General features: G+C 46.4%; 18 protein-coding genes and 1 other annotated feature. All 18 genes read right to left on the bottom strand.

All coding sequences use genetic code 11. The features are described 5' to 3' along the window. The 18 genes from rplC to rpmG all read right to left on the bottom strand — a co-directional run bounded on the left by rplC (window position 1) and on the right by rpmG (window position 19,842). A complete protein-coding gene (gene rplC, locus ACXX53_RS22125) occupies window positions 1-624 on the bottom strand; it encodes a 50S ribosomal protein L3 (protein ID WP_458570864.1) in 624 nt (207 codons plus the stop codon). A gap of 50 nt (window positions 625-674) precedes the next feature. Beyond that, the gene (gene rpsJ / locus ACXX53_RS22120) at window positions 675-983 is read right to left on the bottom strand and encodes a 30S ribosomal protein S10 (RefSeq protein WP_005544556.1); all 309 of its coding nucleotides are present in this window, start codon (window positions 981-983) and stop codon (window positions 675-677) included. A gap of 359 nt (window positions 984-1,342) precedes the next feature. Further along, entirely contained in the window at window positions 1,343-2,701 is a 1,359-nt protein-coding gene (locus ACXX53_RS22115; protein ID WP_458570863.1) for a protoglobin domain-containing protein, read from the bottom strand. 289 nt (window positions 2,702-2,990) lie between these two features. Further along, a complete protein-coding gene (tuf, locus tag ACXX53_RS22110) occupies window positions 2,991-4,181 on the bottom strand; it encodes an elongation factor Tu (RefSeq protein WP_458570862.1) in 1,191 nt (396 codons plus the stop codon). A 113-nt stretch (window positions 4,182-4,294) separates the two neighbouring features. Next, the gene (fusA, locus tag ACXX53_RS22105) at window positions 4,295-6,376 is read right to left on the bottom strand and encodes an elongation factor G (protein ID WP_458570861.1); all 2,082 of its coding nucleotides are present in this window, start codon (window positions 6,374-6,376) and stop codon (window positions 4,295-4,297) included. A gap of 56 nt (window positions 6,377-6,432) precedes the next feature. Then, window positions 6,433-6,903, bottom strand: a complete 471-nt coding sequence (gene rpsG, locus ACXX53_RS22100; RefSeq protein ID WP_458570860.1) for a 30S ribosomal protein S7 — start codon at window positions 6,901-6,903, stop codon at window positions 6,433-6,435. Between the two features lie 50 nt (window positions 6,904-6,953). Then, window positions 6,954-7,373, bottom strand: coding sequence for a 30S ribosomal protein S12 (gene rpsL, locus ACXX53_RS22095; protein WP_458570859.1), 420 nt, complete (start codon window positions 7,371-7,373; stop codon window positions 6,954-6,956). Window positions 7,374-7,511: 138 nt separating this feature from the next. After that, window positions 7,512-7,769: a ribosomal L7Ae/L30e/S12e/Gadd45 family protein gene (locus ACXX53_RS22090; protein ID WP_458570858.1), complete on the bottom strand. Its 258-nt coding sequence runs from the start codon at window positions 7,767-7,769 to the stop codon at window positions 7,512-7,514. Window positions 7,770-7,935: 166 nt separating this feature from the next. Continuing rightward, a complete protein-coding gene (gene rpoC / locus ACXX53_RS22085) occupies window positions 7,936-11,553 on the bottom strand; it encodes a DNA-directed RNA polymerase subunit beta' (protein WP_458570857.1) in 3,618 nt (1,205 codons plus the stop codon). 146 nt (window positions 11,554-11,699) lie between these two features. Then, complete coding sequence (gene rpoB, locus ACXX53_RS22080; protein WP_458570903.1) at window positions 11,700-15,260, bottom strand: DNA-directed RNA polymerase subunit beta; 3,561 nt, start codon at window positions 15,258-15,260, stop codon at window positions 11,700-11,702. A gap of 398 nt (window positions 15,261-15,658) precedes the next feature. Next, complete coding sequence (locus ACXX53_RS22075) at window positions 15,659-16,270, bottom strand: class I SAM-dependent methyltransferase (RefSeq protein ID WP_458570856.1); 612 nt, start codon at window positions 16,268-16,270, stop codon at window positions 15,659-15,661. 136 nt (window positions 16,271-16,406) lie between these two features. After that, window positions 16,407-16,769, bottom strand: coding sequence for a 50S ribosomal protein L7/L12 (rplL, locus tag ACXX53_RS22070; RefSeq protein ID WP_458570855.1), 363 nt, complete (start codon window positions 16,767-16,769; stop codon window positions 16,407-16,409). Between the two features lie 64 nt (window positions 16,770-16,833). Next, window positions 16,834-17,337 (bottom strand): 50S ribosomal protein L10, encoded by a 504-nt coding sequence (rplJ, locus tag ACXX53_RS22065; protein ID WP_458570854.1) that lies wholly within the window; start codon window positions 17,335-17,337, stop codon window positions 16,834-16,836. A gap of 59 nt (window positions 17,338-17,396) precedes the next feature. Then, window positions 17,397-17,564 (bottom strand) — a sequence feature (ribosomal protein L10 leader region). Window positions 17,565-17,657: 93 nt separating this feature from the next. Further along, a complete protein-coding gene (gene rplA / locus ACXX53_RS22060; RefSeq protein ID WP_458570853.1) occupies window positions 17,658-18,350 on the bottom strand; it encodes a 50S ribosomal protein L1 in 693 nt (230 codons plus the stop codon). A gap of 60 nt (window positions 18,351-18,410) precedes the next feature. Beyond that, a complete protein-coding gene (gene rplK, locus ACXX53_RS22055; RefSeq protein ID WP_458570852.1) occupies window positions 18,411-18,836 on the bottom strand; it encodes a 50S ribosomal protein L11 in 426 nt (141 codons plus the stop codon). Between the two features lie 69 nt (window positions 18,837-18,905). Further along, window positions 18,906-19,439 carry a transcription termination/antitermination protein NusG gene (nusG, locus tag ACXX53_RS22050; protein WP_458570851.1) on the bottom strand — a complete coding sequence of 178 codons (534 nt, stop codon included), beginning with the start codon at window positions 19,437-19,439 and terminating at the stop codon, window positions 18,906-18,908. 20 nt (window positions 19,440-19,459) lie between these two features. Further along, entirely contained in the window at window positions 19,460-19,654 is a 195-nt protein-coding gene (secE, locus tag ACXX53_RS22045) for a preprotein translocase subunit SecE (protein ID WP_458570902.1), read from the bottom strand. A gap of 38 nt (window positions 19,655-19,692) precedes the next feature. Continuing rightward, on the bottom strand, window positions 19,693-19,842 hold the full coding sequence (gene rpmG, locus ACXX53_RS22040; protein WP_458570850.1) for a 50S ribosomal protein L33: 150 nt from the start codon (window positions 19,840-19,842) through the stop codon (window positions 19,693-19,695). Window positions 19,843-19,961: the final 119 nt, after the last annotated feature.

Below are 19,961 nucleotides of genomic sequence, written 5' to 3'. Positions count from 1 at the left end.
TTACTTTTTAACTGCGGATCTAATGTTAATGAAGCTGTTTTTAGCACCTGGGATGGAGCCTTTAACGAGGATAACGTTACGTTCTGTATCCACTTTAACAACTTCAAGGTTTTGAACTGTGATTGTTTCTGCACCCATGTGACCTGGAAGGCGCTTGCCTTTAGGTACGCGGTTCGCTTGAATGGAACCCATGGAACCAGGACCACGATGGTAACGGGAGCCGTGTGCCATTGGACCAGTGCTTTGTCCCCAACGTTTGATAACGCCAGCGAATCCTTTACCTCTCGAAATACCTGTTACGTCTACGAATTCACCTGCAGCGAACATGTCAGCCTTAAGCTCCTGGCCAACTTCGTACTGTGAAAGTTCTACACCACGAAGTTCTTTAACGTAGCGCTTAGGTGCTGTGTTTGCTTTCTTCGCATGGCCGATTTCCGGCTTAGTTGCGCGCTTTTCCTTCTTATCAGCAAAGCCGATTTGGATAGCTTCGTAACCATCGTTCTCAACGTCTTTTTTCTGCAAAACGACGCAAGGACCAGCTTCGATTACTGTTACCGGCAATACATTACCTTCAGCGGTAAATACTTGAGTCATGCCGAGTTTTTTTCCTAAGATACCTTTCATGTTGACACCTCTTTTCCTTTCCATAATCCGTACTTACGATTTTTTCAAGCTTACAGCTTGATTTCGATATCTACACCAGACGGCAAGTCCAGTCGCATCAACGCGTCTACCGTTTGCGGTGTTGGATTCACGATGTCGATCAAACGCTTATGAGTGCGCATCTCGAACTGCTCGCGAGAATCCTTGTACTTGTGCACCGCACGAAGAATCGTGATAATTTGCTTCTCCGTTGGCAACGGGATCGGACCAGAAACACCAGCTCCGGAACGTTTCGCTGTCTCAACGATTTTCTCAGCGGATTGATCAAGAATTCTGTGATCGTATGCTTTCAAGCGGATACGAATTTTTTGCTTTGCCATTATATTCCCTCCTTTAATCGCCCAATTTTGCATCGGACATACTCAGCGAAAATTTTCCTACGCACCACCCATGGCAAAGGGGCCGGGTGTGTCGGTAACCTCTCGCTTCATCGCAACGTCGACGAACAACATTCACTATTATATATAATCACCCTCATAAATGCAAGCTTTTGTTCTAATTTTTCAGGCTGTTATATGATTTAGTCCATAAACAACAGAGATTAGAAAGCTTGCACAACGGGGATGCTTATTTCGTGATCGAACTATGCCATTATATAATGAAGCATCACCTAATAGCTACGGTAATGGTTGGGATTCAACCGCACCCTATTCAATCAGTGTAATATCAGTTTCTTCTATTATAATGATAAGGTGGTTTGGTTAAGTTCCTCAGCGGATTTAGCTACTTCCTGCGTAGATACGTCGATTCCCTGAATGAGCTCCATCAGTTCTTTCATCTCGTGCATCATCATCTTCATTGAAGAAGCGCTTATACTCGATTTTTCAACAATATCACGAAATGCATCATTGGTCACTGCCGTCCATTCACGAACACCATCCACATTATTTTTCACTTCTGTGATCATGTGAATGACCGTATTCGTTACATTTGCTGAATTGCCTATCAATTTCTCAATATCCGCGACTGTTTGTTTCGTGTGAGTAGCCAGCTTGTTCACTTCCTTCGCGACTACCGCGAAGCCTGCCCCATGTTCACCGGCTCTGGCTGCTTCTATTGAAGCGTTCAATGACAATAGGTTTGTTTGATCTGCAATCTCTTTAACTGCTGAGACGATAGTGCGAATCCGATTAGATGTATCCTTAAGCGTAGAAACATTCTCATGCATTTCGTTAGCCTTGGATTCAATGATTTGAATTCCCGCATTGAACTGTATCATCAAATGTTCGCCTTCGCTTGCCTTATCTTCCGCCTCGTGAGCAGATATAGAGGATTCTTTCACTGTCTCGTTGATTTCTACGCCTCTCTTGATGAGTGCTTCTATCGTATTGCTAGTTTCTTGAGTAAGCAGCGCGAGCTGTTCGCTAAGATGCGAGATATTGTTCTTCAGTTCATTCTTGACTTGATTGTATTGCTGCTCACGTTCTTTTCTGAACCGTTCTTCATAGATTTCCAATACAAGTCGTTGTTCAAGGTTGAGCACTTTGTTCACTGCACGGATTACCTCGTTCGCAGCCTCAGCATCGGGCATGTGCAAAATGATATTTGTTGTCAATTCACTTTGGAGATTATGAAAAGCTCCAATATACCATTTTGTATCTAAACCAATCTTTAGATGTTTCGTAGCTATCATTAATCTCTTCTGTACGTATTCCTCATCAATGATTCCGTTGAACATCTCTTCTATGTGTTGGCGCAAAGTCTTCTTCAAACGGTCAATAGAGCTGTACTTCTCGATAATGAGCTTCAATTCATCTACACCGAGTATCGTTTTATAAAAGCTTTCAGTCATCTCATCCATATATTCGAGTATGTAGGGCTTAATCCATCGTAAAATGGACAGATCCTCTTCCGTCAGCTGAATCATTTCAATTTGCAACCTTAGCGGATGATCTTGATCAAGTACAATTTTTCCTTCACGTGCCTGATTATTCAGATCTAACTTCCAATACCTCACAGAACCTTGAGTTGATGCAGACTTAGGGGAAGCAAGTAGCTTGTTCCGCTTAACTGGCATCCAACGTGCAAATTTACTCATAAGATACTCTCCTTTTTTTACAGAAGGAATTCATATTCTGATGCTCCATTTACACCTTACAGCCACAGAGCACATTGCATTATGCATTCAGCAATATTAATCAACTACTTTGAATATTTACAGAATAGGCATGATTATAGGATGTTACAGTATTTACAAGACACCTGCTGTGATTAATTTATCAATAAAATGTTTGGATCTAAGTAATGAATATATAAAAAGGGAGTTACCCTGTAAGTAGGTGACCTACCTGTAGGGTAACTCCTCTTTAAGAAGCGTTAAGCTTCAATTATTTTTGGATGCTTGCTACTGCACCAGCACCAACTGTACGGCCACCTTCGCGGATAGCGAAGCGTGTACCTTCTTCGATCGCGATTGGAGCGATCAATTTAACAGTTACTGTGATGTTGTCGCCAGGCATAACCATTTCAGTACCTTCTGGAAGGTCGATAACGCCAGTCACGTCAGTTGTACGGAAGTAGAACTGTGGACGGTAGCCTGTGAAGAATGGCTTATGACGGCCACCCTCTTCTTTAGTCAGTACGTAAACAGATGCAGTGAACTCAGTGTGAGGTTTAACTGTACCTGGCTTAACCAATACTTGACCGCGCTCGATGTCTTTACGGTCTACACCGCGAAGCAATGCGCCGATGTTGTCACCAGCTTGAGCGGAATCAAGAAGTTTGCGGAACATCTCAACGCCTGTAACAACAGACTTGCGAGTTTCTTCGTGGATACCAACGATTTCGATTTCTTCGCCGACTTTAACAGTACCGCGCTCTACACGACCTGTAGCAACTGTACCGCGACCAGTGATGGAGAATACGTCCTCAACAGGCATCAAGAAAGGCTTGTCAGTTTGACGCTCTGGCTCAGGGATGTAAGTGTCGATTTGTTCGAACAATTCAACAACTTTGTCAGCCCATTCGCCATCAGGGTTTTGCAACGCTTCACGAGCAGAACCACGGATGATTGGAGTGTCATCGCCTGGGAATTCGTACTCGGAAAGAAGGTCACGAATTTCCATTTCAACGAGTTCAAGCAATTCTTCGTCTTCAACCATGTCGCATTTGTTCATGAATACGACGATGTAAGGTACGCCTACTTGGCGGGACAGAAGGATGTGCTCACGAGTTTGTGGCATTGGACCGTCAGCTGCGGAAACAACCAAGATCGCACCGTCCATTTGAGCAGCACCAGTGATCATGTTTTTAACATAGTCAGCGTGTCCTGGGCAGTCAACGTGTGCATAGTGACGGTTAGGTGTTTCATACTCAACGTGGGAAGTTGAGATTGTGATACCGCGCTCACGCTCTTCTGGAGCTTTGTCGATTTGGTCGAATGCGATAGCAGCACCACCATAACGCTTGGAAAGTACAGTTGTGATTGCAGCAGTCAAAGTTGTTTTACCATGGTCAACGTGACCGATAGTACCGATGTTAACATGCGGTTTAGTACGTTCAAATTTTGCCTTTGCCATTTGAACAATTCCTCCTTAATAAGTGGAATAATATATTGGAATGTAAGGTCGACATCCAAGATTGAATCGAGTATGCCGACCAAAGTTAACTAAATCACGAAGCTTGAACGATATTACTCGCCTTTGTTCTTCGCAATGATTTGTTCGGAAATGTTGCGTGGAACTTCTTCATAGTGAGAGAGTTCCATCGAGAACACGCCGCGTCCTTGTGTACCGGAACGAAGTGTTGTGGAATAACCAAACATCTCGGAGAGAGGTACCTTAGCATTGATGATTTGCGCACCAGCGCGAGTATCCATGCCTTCGATACGACCACGACGGGAGTTCAGCATACCCATAACGTCGCCCATGTACTCTTCAGGGACTGTAACTTCAACCTTCATGATTGGCTCGAGCAATACTGGGTTACACTTGTCCTTAGCCGCTTTAAGCGCCATAGAACCAGCGATCTTAAACGCCATTTCACTGGAGTCAACATCATGGTAGGATCCGTCAAAGATTGTTGCTTTGATATCAACGAGCGGGAAGCCAGCGAGTACGCCGTTCTTCATCGACTCTTCGATACCAGCTTGAACCGGAGCGATGTATTCACGAGGAACGACACCACCGACAACTTTGTTCTCGAAGGAGAAGCCAGCGCCTGGTTCTTGCGGTTCGAAGTTGATCCAAACGTGACCGTATTGACCACGACCACCGGACTGACGAACGAACTTACCTTCAACCTTAGCAGCCGTTTTGAAAGTTTCACGGTAAGCAACTTGTGGGTTACCTACATTCGTTTCAACTTTGAACTCGCGGCGCATACGGTCGATGATGATCTCCAAGTGAAGCTCACCCATACCAGCAAGGATCGTTTGACCAGTTTCTTCGTCCGTATATGCACGAAGAGTTGGATCTTCTTCTGTAAGTTTGCCAAGAGCTGTAGCCATTTTATCTTGGTCAGCTTTGGTCTTAGGCTCAACAGCGATTTGGATAACTGGATCAGGGAAGTTCATGGACTCCAGGATAACCGGAGACTTCTCATCACACAGTGTATCACCTGTACCTGTATCTTTCAAACCTACTGCAGCTGCGATATCGCCAGAGTAAACTGTGTCGATTTCTTCACGGCTGTTAGCATGCATCTGAAGGATACGGCCGATACGCTCGCGCTTGCCTTTCGTTGCATTCAGAACGTAAGAGCCGGAGCTCAATACACCGGAATACACGCGGAAGAACGTAAGCTTACCAACATAAGGATCAGTCATGATCTTGAACGCAAGTGCTGAGAACGGCTCTTCGTCAGAAGAATGACGAACAACTTCTGTTTCTTCATCGCCTTCGACATGACCTTTGATAGCAGGTACATCGAGTGGGGATGGAAGGTACTCAACAACAGCGTCGATCATACGCTGAACACCTTTGTTACGGTAAGAAGAACCGCAAACTACTGGGAAGATTTGAACGTTACATACACCTTTACGGAGAGCAGCCTTCAGTTCTTCAACTGAAATCTCTTCACCCTCAAGGTATTTCATCATCAATTCTTCGTCGAGTTCAGCAATCTTCTCAACCATTTCCATACGAAGCTCTTCAGCTTGCGCTTGAAGCTCAGCAGGAATGTCTGTTACTTCATCCTTCAATCCAAGGTCATCGACGAACATATGAGCTTTCATCTCAAAGAGGTCAATGATACCTGTGAAGGTATCTTCTGCACCGATAGGCAATTGAATTGCAACTGCGTTCGCTTGCAGACGATCTTTCATCGTTCCAATTACACGAATGTAATCGGCACCGATGATATCCATCTTGTTTACGTATGCAATACGAGGAACAGAGTACTTGTCAGCTTGACGCCATACAGTCTCTGATTGCGGCTCAACGCCTTCCTTCGCAGAGAATACACCTACGGCTCCATCCAATACGCGCAGGGAACGCTCAACCTCAACTGTGAAGTCAACGTGGCCCGGAGTATCGATGATATTTACGCGATGACCTTTCCACTGCGCAGTTGTCGCAGCGGATGTGATCGTAATACCACGTTCTTGTTCTTGCTCCATCCAGTCCATAGTTGCTGCACCTTCGTGCACCTCACCAATCTTGTGAGTACGGCCTGTGTAGAACAAGATACGCTCCGTTGTAGTTGTCTTACCAGCATCAATGTGAGCCATGATCCCGATATTACGCGTATTTGCCAGAGAGAACTGTCTTGCCATAATATGGTCTCCCTTCAAATATGGGTTGTTGATTTAGGAACAATAAACTTTTGATCCTACCAGCGGTAGTGAGCAAATGCTTTGTTCGCTTCAGCCATTTTGTGAGTGTCTTCGCGTTTCTTAACAGCTGCACCAGTGTTATTGGAAGCATCGATAATCTCTGCCGCCAGACGCTCTTCCATTGTTTTCTCACCGCGGTTGCGGGAGTAGTTAACCAACCAACGTAATCCCAAGGATGTACGGCGTTCTGGTTTAACTTCGATAGGTACTTGATAGTTAGAACCACCTACACGGCGAGCTTTAACCTCAAGAACCGGCATAATATTTTTCAATGCTGCTTCAAACACTTCCATAGGCTCATTGCCTGTGCGCTCTTGAATGATAGTGAATGCATCATACAAGATTGTTTGAGCAACACCACGTTTACCATCGATCATGATGCGGTTGATCAAACGAGTAACCAACTTGCTGTTGTATACCGGATCTGGCAACACGTCGCGCTTAGTAACAGGACCTTTGCGTGGCATGTGTATCCCCCTTTCTCGTAAAGTCATGATATTCTCATGAACTAATTAACTTATTTTTTTGCTTTAGGACGCTTAGTACCGTATTTAGAACGAGCTTGCATACGGTTGTTAACACCTGCAGTATCCAATGCACCGCGAACGATGTGATAACGGACACCCGGAAGGTCCTTAACACGGCCACCACGAACAAGAACGACACTGTGCTCTTGCAAGTTGTGTCCGATACCACCGATATATGCAGTAACCTCTACGCGGTTCGTCAAACGAACACGAGCGTATTTACGAAGTGCGGAGTTTGGCTTCTTCGGAGTCATAGTACCTACACGAGTACAAACACCACGCTTCTGAGGAGCGCTGATATCCGTTTCCTCACGCTTCAAGGCATTGAAACCTTTTTGCAAAGCTGGGGATTTGGACTTCGTTACTTTAGCTTGACGGCCTTTACGAACTAGTTGGTTAATAGTTGGCATGTTGCCACCCCCTTCCCATGAAATAAACACCTTTACAATTCGTTCATTCAAGCCCACAGATCCAGGTGGTTCATAAATGAACAAATGAAAAGTTTTTGCCTCGGAATCTGTTCCGTCATCCTTAACAAAAACATAGGTTCACTGCTCTTCAATAATTACTGCTGCCATGGCAGCACCAACATCTATACCGCACGCTTTGCCCAGATCCAGCATAGTTTTGACTTCTGTCAATCTAACACCGTGTTTATGACAAAGAGTAGTTATCTTGGATACTAGTTTCTCTTCAGCATCCAAGGCGATATATACTTCGACGGCTTGGTTGGATTCAACCAGCTTGATCGTCTGTCTTGTCCCAATCTTAACCTTTAAGTCCTGTAGACTCTTTTCATTAGACATTGTTGCTCATCCTCCAAAAGCACAGGCAGTTGTCTCGGGCACACTCCGATATATTATCACTTCAACAATAAGATGTCAACCAATTGTTGCAACATTTTATAAAATGCATGTGTGAAGCCGTACAGTCCTGCTATAGACGGGACTGCACGGCCTCTATATGCCATGATTATTCGGCTGCGCCTACACCTGCATGTTCAAGAGCCTCTTCCATCTGTTCGTTCAATGGATTGACTACTTTAACACTGCGGTAGCGGTTCATACCTGTACCAGCAGGGATCAGCTTACCGATAATAACATTTTCCTTCAGACCAAGCAGCTGATCGACTTTACCCTTGATAGCGGCATCTGTCAGGACACGAGTAGTCTCCTGGAAGGATGCTGCCGACAAGAAGGAATCTGTCTCAAGCGACGCTTTGGTGATACCGAGCAGGATCGGTTTTGCAACCGCTGGCTCTTGATCATTTCTGATGGCTTCTTTGTTAGCTGTTTCGTATTCGTGCATGTCAACGAACGATCCTGGAAGAAGATTAGTGTCCCCTGCATCGATGATGCGGATCTTACGCAGCATCTGCTTAATCATAACCTCAACGTGCTTATCGTTGATCTCAACGCCCTGGTTACGATATACGCGCTGCACTTCTTGCAAGATATAGTTCTGAACGCCGCGAATACCTTTAATGCGCAGCATTTCTTTAGGGTCAATCGAACCTTCTGTAATCTCGTCGCCCGCCTCGATCTGTTGACCTTCATGTACGCGAATACGTGATCCATAAGTTACAGCATAGACTTTCGACTCTGCCTCACCTTGAACTTCAACTTCGCGACGGTCTTTCGTCTCACGGATTTCCTTGATTACGCCGTCAAGCTCGGAGATGATCGCTTGACCTTTCGGATTGCGCGCCTCGAAGAGCTCTTGGATACGCGGCAAACCTTGGGTAATATCGTCGCCCGCAACACCGCCGGTGTGGAACGTACGCATCGTGAGCTGCGTTCCTGGTTCACCGATCGATTGCGCAGCGATAATGCCGACAGCTTCACCGATCTCAACATGCTTACCAGTTGCCAAGTTGCGTCCGTAACAGATCTTACATACGCCATGACGCGCACGGCAGCTAAGAACAGAGCGGATCTGGAGCGTTTTAACGCCAGCTTCCACGATAGCTGAAGCTTTATCTGAATCAATCAGCTCATTACGATTAACGATAATCTCGCCAGTCTCAGGATGTTTAATCGTCTGGAAGGAATATCGTCCTTCGATACGGTCATACAAGCCCTCGATAACTTCTTTACCGTCGGAAATGTTGCTGACTGTAAAGCCTTTGTCCGTTCCGCAATCATCTTCACGGACGATTACGTCTTGTGCAACGTCAACGAGACGACGAGTCAAGTAACCCGAGTCTGCCGTACGAAGCGCTGTATCCGCCAAACCTTTACGAGCACCGTGAGTGGAGATAAAGTACTCCAAGACCGTCAGGCCTTCACGGAAGTTCGATTTAATTGGCAATTCGATGATTCGACCAGACGGGTTCGCCATGAGACCGCGCATACCGCCCAGCTGAGTAATCTGTGATTTGTTACCCCGTGCCTTGGAATCCACCATAAGCATGATGGAATTGTAGCGATCCATCGATTTCATGAGGACCTTCGTGATGTCGTCTTTCGTTTCAGACCACACCTCGATAACACGGTCATAACGTTCATCGTTCGTAATCAGACCACGACGATATTGGTTCGTGATCACGCGAACCTTCTCTTCGGATTGCTTCAGCAAATCAACCTTCTCTTGCGGTACGATAACGTCTGATACCGCGATAGAGATACCTGCACGAGTCGAATACGTGAAGCCAAGCTGCTTGATATCGTCCAAGATAACAGACGTCTTTGTTGTATGGAATACTTCAAAGCATCTAGCAATAATTTGACCCAAATAATCCTTGCCGACAGCTCCAGTTTCCGGAATGCTGTCCATAATCTCACGGATATTGGCGCCTTTATCATAGATAAAGTATATTTCAGGAGTTCCCTCGAACAAATTGCGCTTAGTTGGCTCATTGATGTAAGGGAAATCTTTAGGGAATATCTCGTTAAAGATGATTCGTCCAATTGTCGTTACAAGCAACGCATCCTGCTGCTTCTCGGTAAACGAAGTCTTGCCGAGGGCTTTAACAGGAATGACGACGCGAGCATGCAGCGATGCAACTTCACGTTGATAAGCAGACACAGCCTCGTTGACACAAGAAAGCATCATGCCTGAGCCTTTTGCTTCCTTGTTGTCCATTGTCAAGAAGTATGATCCGAGAACCATATCCTGAGATGGCGTTACAACAGGCTTACCATCTTTAGGGTTCAAGATGTTGCCGGCAGCCAGCATAAGCAAGCGCGCTTCTGATTGAGCTTCAGCAGACAAAGGAACGTGAACCGCCATCTGGTCACCGTCGAAGTCAGCGTTGTACGCTGTACATACGAGCGGATGAAGTTTGATTGCGCGTCCTTCTACAAGGATCGGTTCAAACGCCTGAATACCAAGGCGGTGAAGCGTAGGCGCACGGTTCAGCAGAACTGGGTGTTCACGGATTACTTGCTCCAGAACGTCCCATACTTCAGGGCTGACACGTTCAACCTTGCGTTTCGCACTCTTGATGTTGTGAGCAAGACCTTTGTTAACGAGTTCCTTCATAACAAAAGGCTTAAACAGTTCAAGCGCCATTTCTTTTGGCAGACCGCATTGATACATCTTGAGACTTGGACCTACTACGATAACGGAACGACCAGAATAGTCAACACGTTTACCGAGCAAGTTCTGACGGAAACGACCTTGTTTACCTTTGAGCATATGGCTCAAAGATTTCAACGGACGGTTACCTGGACCTGTAACTGGACGACCGCGACGACCGTTGTCGATCAACGCGTCAACAGCTTCTTGAAGCATACGCTTCTCGTTCTGCACGATAATATCCGGAGCTCCGAGATCAAGCAAACGCTTCAGTCGATTGTTCCGGTTAATAACGCGGCGATACAAGTCGTTCAAGTCGGATGTTGCAAAGCGACCGCCGTCCAATTGTACCATCGGACGAAGTTCTGGCGGGATAACCGGAAGAACATCAAGAATCATCCAATCCGGCGAGTTGCCAGAGTTGCGGAATGCTTCGATAACTTCCAGACGCTTAATTGCACGGTTGCGGCGTTGGCCTTGAGCCGTGCGAAGTTCTTCCTTCAGCATCTCGAGTTCTTTATCAACATCGAGATCTTGAAGAAGTTTCTTCACTGCTTCAGCGCCCATACCGGCTTGGAACGCAGGACCGTACTTCTCACGGTAGCTGCGGTACTCCTTCTCGGAGAGCAGTTGCTTCTTCTCAAGAGGTGTATCCTCTGGATCAGTAACAACATAAGAAGCAAAATAAATGATCTCTTCAAGCGAACGCGGTGACATGTCGAGTGCCAGACCCATACGGCTTGGAATACCTTTGAAATACCAGATGTGGGATACTGGAGCTGCGAGCTCAATATGTCCCATACGCTCACGACGAACCTTTTGACGTGTTACTTCGACACCGCATCGGTCACAAACTACGCCTTTATAGCGAACACGTTTATACTTACCGCAATGACATTCCCAGTCTTTTGTCGGTCCGAAGATCTTCTCGCAGAACAAGCCCTCTTTCTCTGGCTTGAGCGTACGATAGTTAATCGTTTCTGGTTTCTTGACTTCGCCACGGGACCATGATCGAATCTTCTCAGGAGAAGCGAGTCCGATCTTCATAAATTCAAAATTGTTGACGTCCATCTAGGAGCGACCCTCCTTAATCTGTACTTGAGATCACCATCCTAACTGCCTGGAGAGGCAGCGAACGGCCTAGTGAACTTAGGTCACAAAGTAAGAGATTAGGCAGACCGCCGAAGCTGTCTGCCGATCTCATCCAAATCTTATGGTTACTCCATCGCGAAATCGTCGTTCAAGCCGAACATCGGCTTGTCTTGAGACGCATCATCATCCTCATCAGATTCGCGCATTTCAATTTCATTTTCATTCTCGTTCAAGATCTTGACATCCATACCTAAGCTTTGCAGCTCTTTAATCAATACTTTGAACGATTCTGGAACACCCGGTTCTGGTACATTCTCACCTTTAACAATCGATTCGTAAGTCTTCACGCGGCCGACAACATCATCGGACTTGACTGTAAGAATCTCTTGCAAGGTGTAGGCAGCACCGTAAGCTTCAAGCGCCCAAACCTCCATCTCACCGAAACGCTGTCCACCGAACTGCGCTTTACCGCCGAGAGGCTGTTGCGTAACGAGAGAGTAAGGACCAGTGGAACGAGCATGAATCTTATCATCGACCATGTGTGCGAGTTTGATCATGTACATGACGCCAACTGTTACTTCACGTTCGAAGGATTCACCGGTACGACCGTCATAAAGCTTGGTCTTACCGTTACGCTGCATCCCTGCTTCTTCCATTGTATCGAACACATCATACTCGGTTGCTCCGTCAAATACCGGAGTTGCCATATGCATACCGAGGTAACGAGCGGCCATACCCAAGTGAACCTCGAGCACCTGACCGATATTCATACGAGATGGTACACCCAGCGGGTTCAATACAACTTGAACCGGCGTGCCGTCCGGCAGGAACGGCATATCTTCTTCCGGCAAGATACGTGCGATGACACCCTTGTTACCATGGCGTCCCGCCATCTTATCGCCTTCGGATATTTTACGCTTCTGAGCAATGTATGCTCGCACGAGTTGGTTAACACCCGGCGGCAATTCATCGCCATTCTCGCGAGTGAACACTTTAACGTCGACGACGATACCGTCAGTACCGTGAGGCACACGCAGAGAAGTGTCGCGCACTTCGCGTGCTTTCTCACCGAAGATCGCATGCAAGAGACGCTCTTCCGCAGTCAACTCTGTAACACCCTTAGGCGTTACTTTACCTACCAGAATGTCGCCTGCTTTGATCTCAGCACCGACACGAATGATACCGCGCTCGTCGAGATTCTTCAGCGCTTCTTCACCTACGTTAGGAATATCGCGTGTAATCTCTTCTGGACCGAGCTTCGTATCACGAGCTTCGGATTCATACTCCTCGATGTGAATGGACGTGTACACATCTTCCTTCACAAGCTTCTCGGAGAGAAGAATCGCATCCTCGTAGTTATAACCTTCCCACGTCATGAACGCTACGACAACGTTGCGTCCAAGAGCGATTTCGCCAACTTCAGTGGATGGGCCGTCTGCCAGAATATCGCCAACCTTGACGATATCGCCCTTGCGAGCGAGTGGACGCTGGTTGATGCAAGTACCTTGGTTAGAACGCATAAACTTCTGCAGCTTATGCTTAACCAAGTCGCCTCTTACCTCTTTGCCATCGATCACTTCGATTCGACGAACTTGAACTTCATTGGCGCTGACACGTTCGACGATACCATTGATCTTCGAAACGATACATACGCCTGAGTCTTTAGCGGACTTGTGTTCCATACCTGTACCAACAAACGGAGCCTGTGGAATCAAGAGCGGCACCGCCTGCCGTTGCATGTTTGATCCCATGAGCGCACGGTTGGAGTCATCGTTCTCAAGGAACGGAATGAGCGCCGTCGCTACGGAAACAACCTGCTTCGGTGAAACGTCCATGTAGTCAACGCGGTCTGTCGGCATCGTTAAGATGTTGTCAGACTGCTTATTGTAACGAACGATCGCTGAGTCATCACGGAACGTTCCGTCTTCATTAAGCGGAGCGTTCGCTTGAGCTACAACGTAGTTATCTTCTTCATCAGCTGTCATATAGTCAATATGATCCGTAACCTTACCTGTCTTAGGATCTACCCAGCGATAAGGCGCCTCAATGAAGCCATACTCGTTCACACGAGCAAATGTCGACAAGGAGTTGATCAAACCGATGTTCGGTCCTTCAGGCGTCTCAATTGGACACATACGGCCATAGTGGGACGGATGGACGTCACGGACTTCAAAGCCCGCGCGCTCACGCGTCAAACCGCCAGGACCGAGTGCCGATAGACGACGCTTGTGCGTCAATTCAGCAAGCGGGTTCGTTTGGTCCATAAACTGCGACAACTGGGAGCTTCCGAAGAACTCCTTGATGCTCGCAATAACCGGGCGAATATTGATAAGCGCTTGCGGTGTGATCACATTCGCATCTTGAATGGACATACACTCACGAACAACACGCTCCATACGGGATAAACCAATACGGAACTGGTTCTGCAGCAATTCACCTACAGAGCGTAGACGACGGTTACCGAGATGGTCAATGTCGTCCGTGCTGCCGATGCCATGGAGCAGATCCATGAAGTAGTTGATCGACGAGATAATATCAGCCGGCGTGATATGTTTAACGGACTTATCAATTAAGCCGTTAGCAATAACTTTCACGACTTTACCGTCTTCAAGTGGAGAGAATACACTAATACATTGAAGCGGAATATCTTCCGACTCCAACACGCCGCCAGCTACTTGGTACGTCTTGAAACCAACATTGCTCTCAAGGCGCGGAAGAATTTCATCCAGAAGGCGACGGTCGATCATCTGACCGCTCTCTGCGATAATTTCTCCAGTATCCGGATCAACGAGTGTCTCTGCCAAGCGTTGATTGAAGAGACGGTTCTTGATGTGAAGCTTCTTGTTGATCTTATAACGACCAACATTCGCTAAGTCGTAACGCTTCGGATCAAAGAAGCGCGCAACTAGCAAGCTCTTCGCATTGTCCAAGGTAGGCGGCTCGCCTGGACGAAGTCGCTCATAAATCTCGATGAGCGCTTTCTCCGTGGAATCCGTGTTGTCCTTGTCCAGCGTATTGCGGATATATTCGTCCTGCCCCAGCAGGTCGAGAATCTGTTCGTCTGTGCCAAATCCAAGCGCACGAAGCAATACCGTTACCGGAATCTTACGAGTACGATCAATGCGGACATAGATTATGTCTTTCGCATCAGTCTCCAACTCGAGCCATGCACCACGATTCGGAATCACTGTAGCCGTGAAAGTCTTCTTCCCGTTCTTATCCACTTTAGTGCTGAAATAGACACTAGGAGAGCGAACTAACTGGCTGACAATGACACGTTCTGCGCCGTTGATAATGAAAGTGCCTGTTTCCGTCATAAGTGGGAAATCACCCATGAATACTTCCTGCTCTTTCACCTCACCGGTTTCTTTATTGAGAAGGCGCACCTTCACACGGAGTGGTGCTGCATATGTTACATCGCGTTCTTTAGATTCATCGACCGAATACTTCGGCTCACCTAAGCTATAATCGATAAACTCCAGAACTAGATTGCCTGTGAAATCCTGAATCGGAGATATGTCTTGAAACATCTCTCGCAATCCTTCATCCAAAAACCATTGGTACGATTTCTGTTGGATTTCAATCAAGTTCGGAACTTCGAGAACCTCTTTGATGCGCGCATAACTGCGCCGAGTGCGTCGTCCATATTGAACAAGATGTCCTGCCAACTTTAACTCACCCCTCATGTCTACTAAAAAAATGGATTGCGAATCCTTTTCGATATCCTTTATAATAAAGTCCACGAAAGAGACTCATGAATGTAATAAAATGGAAAAAGCGAGACAAAAAGAAAACGCACGCTCACGACTATAACGCCATTGGCTAGAAACGCCGTTTAAACGAGCCACCGTGTTCGTGTTGTCACGCAATCCTCATATCCGATAGACTTACCCAAAATGTAAGCATTATACGTTATTTCGGTAAATTGTATGCATCCTTTTCAAAAAAAGGCTTGACAATTTGCGAAATTGAGACATGAAGTCCATCCTAATACTGACATTTTATAATAATAACATATTTAGCGCACGCAGTCAACTTTTAATTCCATATTTTCATACGCTTGCTAAAATGTATTAATTACCATTTACTCTGCTTTCATAGCTCTGTAAATGCGGTACCCCTTGTCTTTCGTAACTTCTTCAACCGCATCCTCTCCAAATAGCTGCTGCAGCTTCGCAAGTGCTGATGGCGCTCCCTGCTTCTTCTGGATCACGATCCACAGGCTGCCGCCTGGATTCAGATGATGATACGATTGCTCGAATATCCGGTGTACTACTTCTTTACCTGCACGGATCGGAGGATTCGTTAGGATAACGTCGAAAGTCCGCTCTCCGATCGAAGACAAGCCATCGCTCTCTTCAATCGTAACATTGGAAATCGAGTTCAGAGCTGCATTTTCCGCTGCTAACGCAAGCGCGCGTTCATTGACATCCACCATGGTGACGTGGCCAGTTACCGCAAGCTTTGCAGCAGTTAGTCCGATCGGGCCGTACCCACAGCCTACATCCAATATGGCTGCATCCTCCGGTATTACCATCGCATCTATCAACACACGGCTTCCATAGTCAATCCCGTCTTTTGAGAATACACCAGCATCCGATATGAAGCGCAAACGGAATTGACGCAGTGTGAACTGAAATTCTTTGCGTTGGTGAGCAGTCTCTTGATGTTTACTGTAGTAGTGGGCCATGGCCATCCCCTTCTATCTGCATATCCTATTTCGTTGTCTAGGATGCGTCACATTAGTCCCACACAACATTTGTACACGTCGTATCCTAGACAACGAACCCCTTGAAGAAGCTTCAAGGGGTTCGTATTATGCTAAGCAAAAATTACTTAACTTCTACAGATGCGCCAGCTTCTTCAAGCTTAGCTTTGATAGCTTCTGCTTCGTCTTTGCTTACTTTTTCTTTGATTGCTTTAGGAGCGTTGTCAACTACTTCTTTAGCTTCTTTCAAGCCAAGACCAGTGATTTCGCGAACTACTTTGATAACGTTGATTTTGCCAGCGCCAGCGCTAGTCAAGATTACGTCGAATTCAGTTTGCTCAGCTGCAGCTTCTGCTGCGCCGCCAGCTACTACTGCTACTGGAGCAGCTGCTGTTACGCCGAATTCTTCTTCGATTGCTTTAACAAGGTCGTTCAGTTCCAATACGGACATGCCTTTGATGGCTTCCAAGATTTGCTCTTTGCTCATTTAGGATACCCTCCATATACTTAATAAGTTTATACTGCTAACAAACTCCGACGGAATTCGTTTCTTACGCTTCTGCTTCTTGCTTGTCTGCAACTGCTTTGACTGCCAATGCAAAGTTGCGAACAGGTGCTTGGAGCACGCTGAGCAACATGGACAGCAAACCTTCGCGGTTTGGCAATGCTGCAAGAGCTTTGATTTGGTCTACGTCAACGACGCGGCCTTCTACAACTCCGCCTTTGATTTCAAGGGCTTCGTTTTTCTTTGCGAAATCACTAAGGATTTTCGCAGGAGCAACTACATCTTCACGGCTGAACGCGATTGCCGTAGGTCCTGTCAATACTTCGTTGAGTTCAGACAACTCAGCTTCATTCGTAGCACGGCGAACCAATGTATTTTTCAATACTTGGAATTCAACGCCAGCTTCACGAAGTTGCTTACGAAGTTCAGTCACTTGGGTAACGTTCAGTCCGCGGTAGTCGGCAACAACCGTTGTTACACTGCCACGAAATTTCTCAGCGATATCTGTAACTGCTTGCTGTTTCGCTTCCATGATTTTTGCGTTTGCCACTCGATCCACCTCCTACTAGATTCGTAATAAACCGCATCCGTCCGATGTTTAGACCCTACTCGAGAATATGAAAAGCCTCTGCAGTATTCCGCAGAGGCATCACGATGTGAATGGCGGGCTGCTCATGTTTCCATGAAGCCAGCCATCGCACTCATTCTATTCGATCACCTCGGTAGGAGATTAAGCCTTTCGGCACCTACTGTCTACGGTACGTTTATTCAATGTTAATGACGGTGTTAACTACAACCCTGATAGAATAACATGTTACGTCGAACGATGTCAACACTAACCGTTAATTACCATTCAGGAGCGCTGCAATCTTAGCGATATACAGCTACGTCAACGCGCGCCGCAGGTCCCATCGTGGAAGAAACCGCGATGTTCTTCATGTATACGCCTTTAGCCGCTGCCGGCTTCGCACGGTTCAATGCGTCGATCAATGCTTTCATGTTGTCATTCAACTTGTCAGCATCGAAGGATACTTTACCGATTGGCGCATGAATTTGGCCTGCTTTGTCTAGACGGTATTCGATCTTACCAGCTTTGATCTCGCCGATCGCTTTAGCAACGTCGAATGTAACCGTACCAGCTTTAGGGTTAGGCATGAGACCTTTACCACCAAGGATACGTCCCAATTTACCTACTTCACTCATCATGTCAGGTGTTGCCACGCAGACATCAAAGTCGAACCAGCCTTGTTGGATCTTGTTGATCATATCTTGATCGCCAACGAAGTCCGCGCCAGCTGCTTCAGCTTCTTTAGCTTTTTCGCCTTTAGCGAATACCAGAACGCGCTTTGTTTTACCAGTGCCGTGAGGCAGGACAACAACGCCACGAACGTTTTGGTCTTGTTTACGAGGGTCTACACCCAAACGAACAGCAACTTCAACTGTTTCGTCAAATTTAGCGCTTGCTGCTTTCTTAACCAACTCGATAGCTTCGAGCGGTTGGTAAGTTGCTTCAAGATCGAACAACTTCGCAGCTTCAACGTATTTCTTGCCACGTTTTGCCATGAATTTTCCTCCTCTGTGGTATTAGCGGTATAACCTCCCACATTTGTGAAAGAAGACGAATTAGTCTTCTACTTTGATACCCATACTGCGAGCAGTACCTTCAACCATACGCATAGCTGCTTCAACGGAAGCTGCGTTCAGGTCAACCATTTTTTGTTCAGCGATAGCACGAACTGCGTCACGCTTAACAGTTGCAACTTTTTTCTTGTTCGGTTCACCGGAACCTTTTTCAACCTTAGCTGCTACTTTCAACAAAACTGCCGCTGGCGGAGTTTTCGTAACGAACGTAAAGGAACGGTCTTCGAATACGGAAATCTCAACAGGAATGATAAGTCCTACTTGATCAGCCGTTCTCGCGTTAAATTCCTTAGTGAACGCCATGATATTAACGCCTGCTTGACCCAATGCTGGACCAACCGGTGGTGCCGGATTAGCCTTTCCTGCAGGGATCTGCAATTTGACAACTTTAATAACCTTTTTTGCCATGAGTTACACCTCCTTGCGCTAATATGTGAGCCAGTCTCCTGTCTCACAGTGGAAACCTATAAAGATCTATTAAATCTTCTCCACCTGGTCATAATCCAACTCAAGCGGGGTTTCGCGACCAAACATGTTAACATGAACCTTAAGCTTGAACTTGTCCGCAACGATCTCTTCGACCGATCCTACAAAGTTCGCGAAAGGCCCTACCTTGATGCGCACTGATTCTTTCAGTTCGAATTCCACCACTGGCTTAGGCTCTTCCATACCCATTGTCTTCAGAATCTGATCTACTTCTTCTGGCAACAACGGAGTAGGCTTCGAACCGGAACCTGTGGAACCGACGAATCCTGTAACGCCCGGCGTATTGCGGACGACATACCAAGACTCATCCGTTTGGATCATTTCAACAAGTACATAACCCGGGTAAACTTTTCTCATGACGGTTTTCTTCTTGCCGTCTTTGTTTACAATCTCTTCTTCCATCGGAACAAGAACGCGGAATATCTTGTCTTCCATACCCATGGATTCAACGCGCTTTTCCAAATTGGCTTTAACCTTGTTCTCATACCCTGAATAGGTATGAACAACATACCATCTCTTTTCCATACTCAAGCCACCTTGGGACCTTATTTGATAATCGCTTCGACGATCGTAGATATCCCGATGTCCAGCACCCAGAAATAAAGCGTCACAAAGATGACCGTGGATAATACGACGATCGTGTAGCTTGTCAACTCTTTACGATTGGGCCAGCGAACCTTTTTCAATTCGCCCCAGCTGTCGGCAAAGAAGGAAAACATCGAACCGAAACTGCGTTTCACATTCGCTAAAAAAGCCACGGACTACACCTCCACCAAACTTATCTCGTTTCGCGATGAGAAGTATGCTCGTTGCAGAATCTGCAGAATTTCTTTAACTCAATCCGATCCGGATGATTACGCTTGTTCTTCGTTGTCGTATAGTTGCGTTGCTTGCAATTTGTACAAGCCATCGTAACGATTACGCGCATGTTGTACACCTCCTGGAGACACCTTAATTTGATAAGAAGCGTCGGAATACTTCCTAAAAACGTACGCATATTTAGGGCTACCCAATACACTTTATCACAGTGGATATTTGATGTCAATT

Source organism: Paenibacillus marinisediminis (assembly GCF_054343325.1).
The sequence above is the reverse complement of the archived record's forward strand: the minus strand, read 5'-3'. Positions and strand labels throughout refer to the sequence as shown.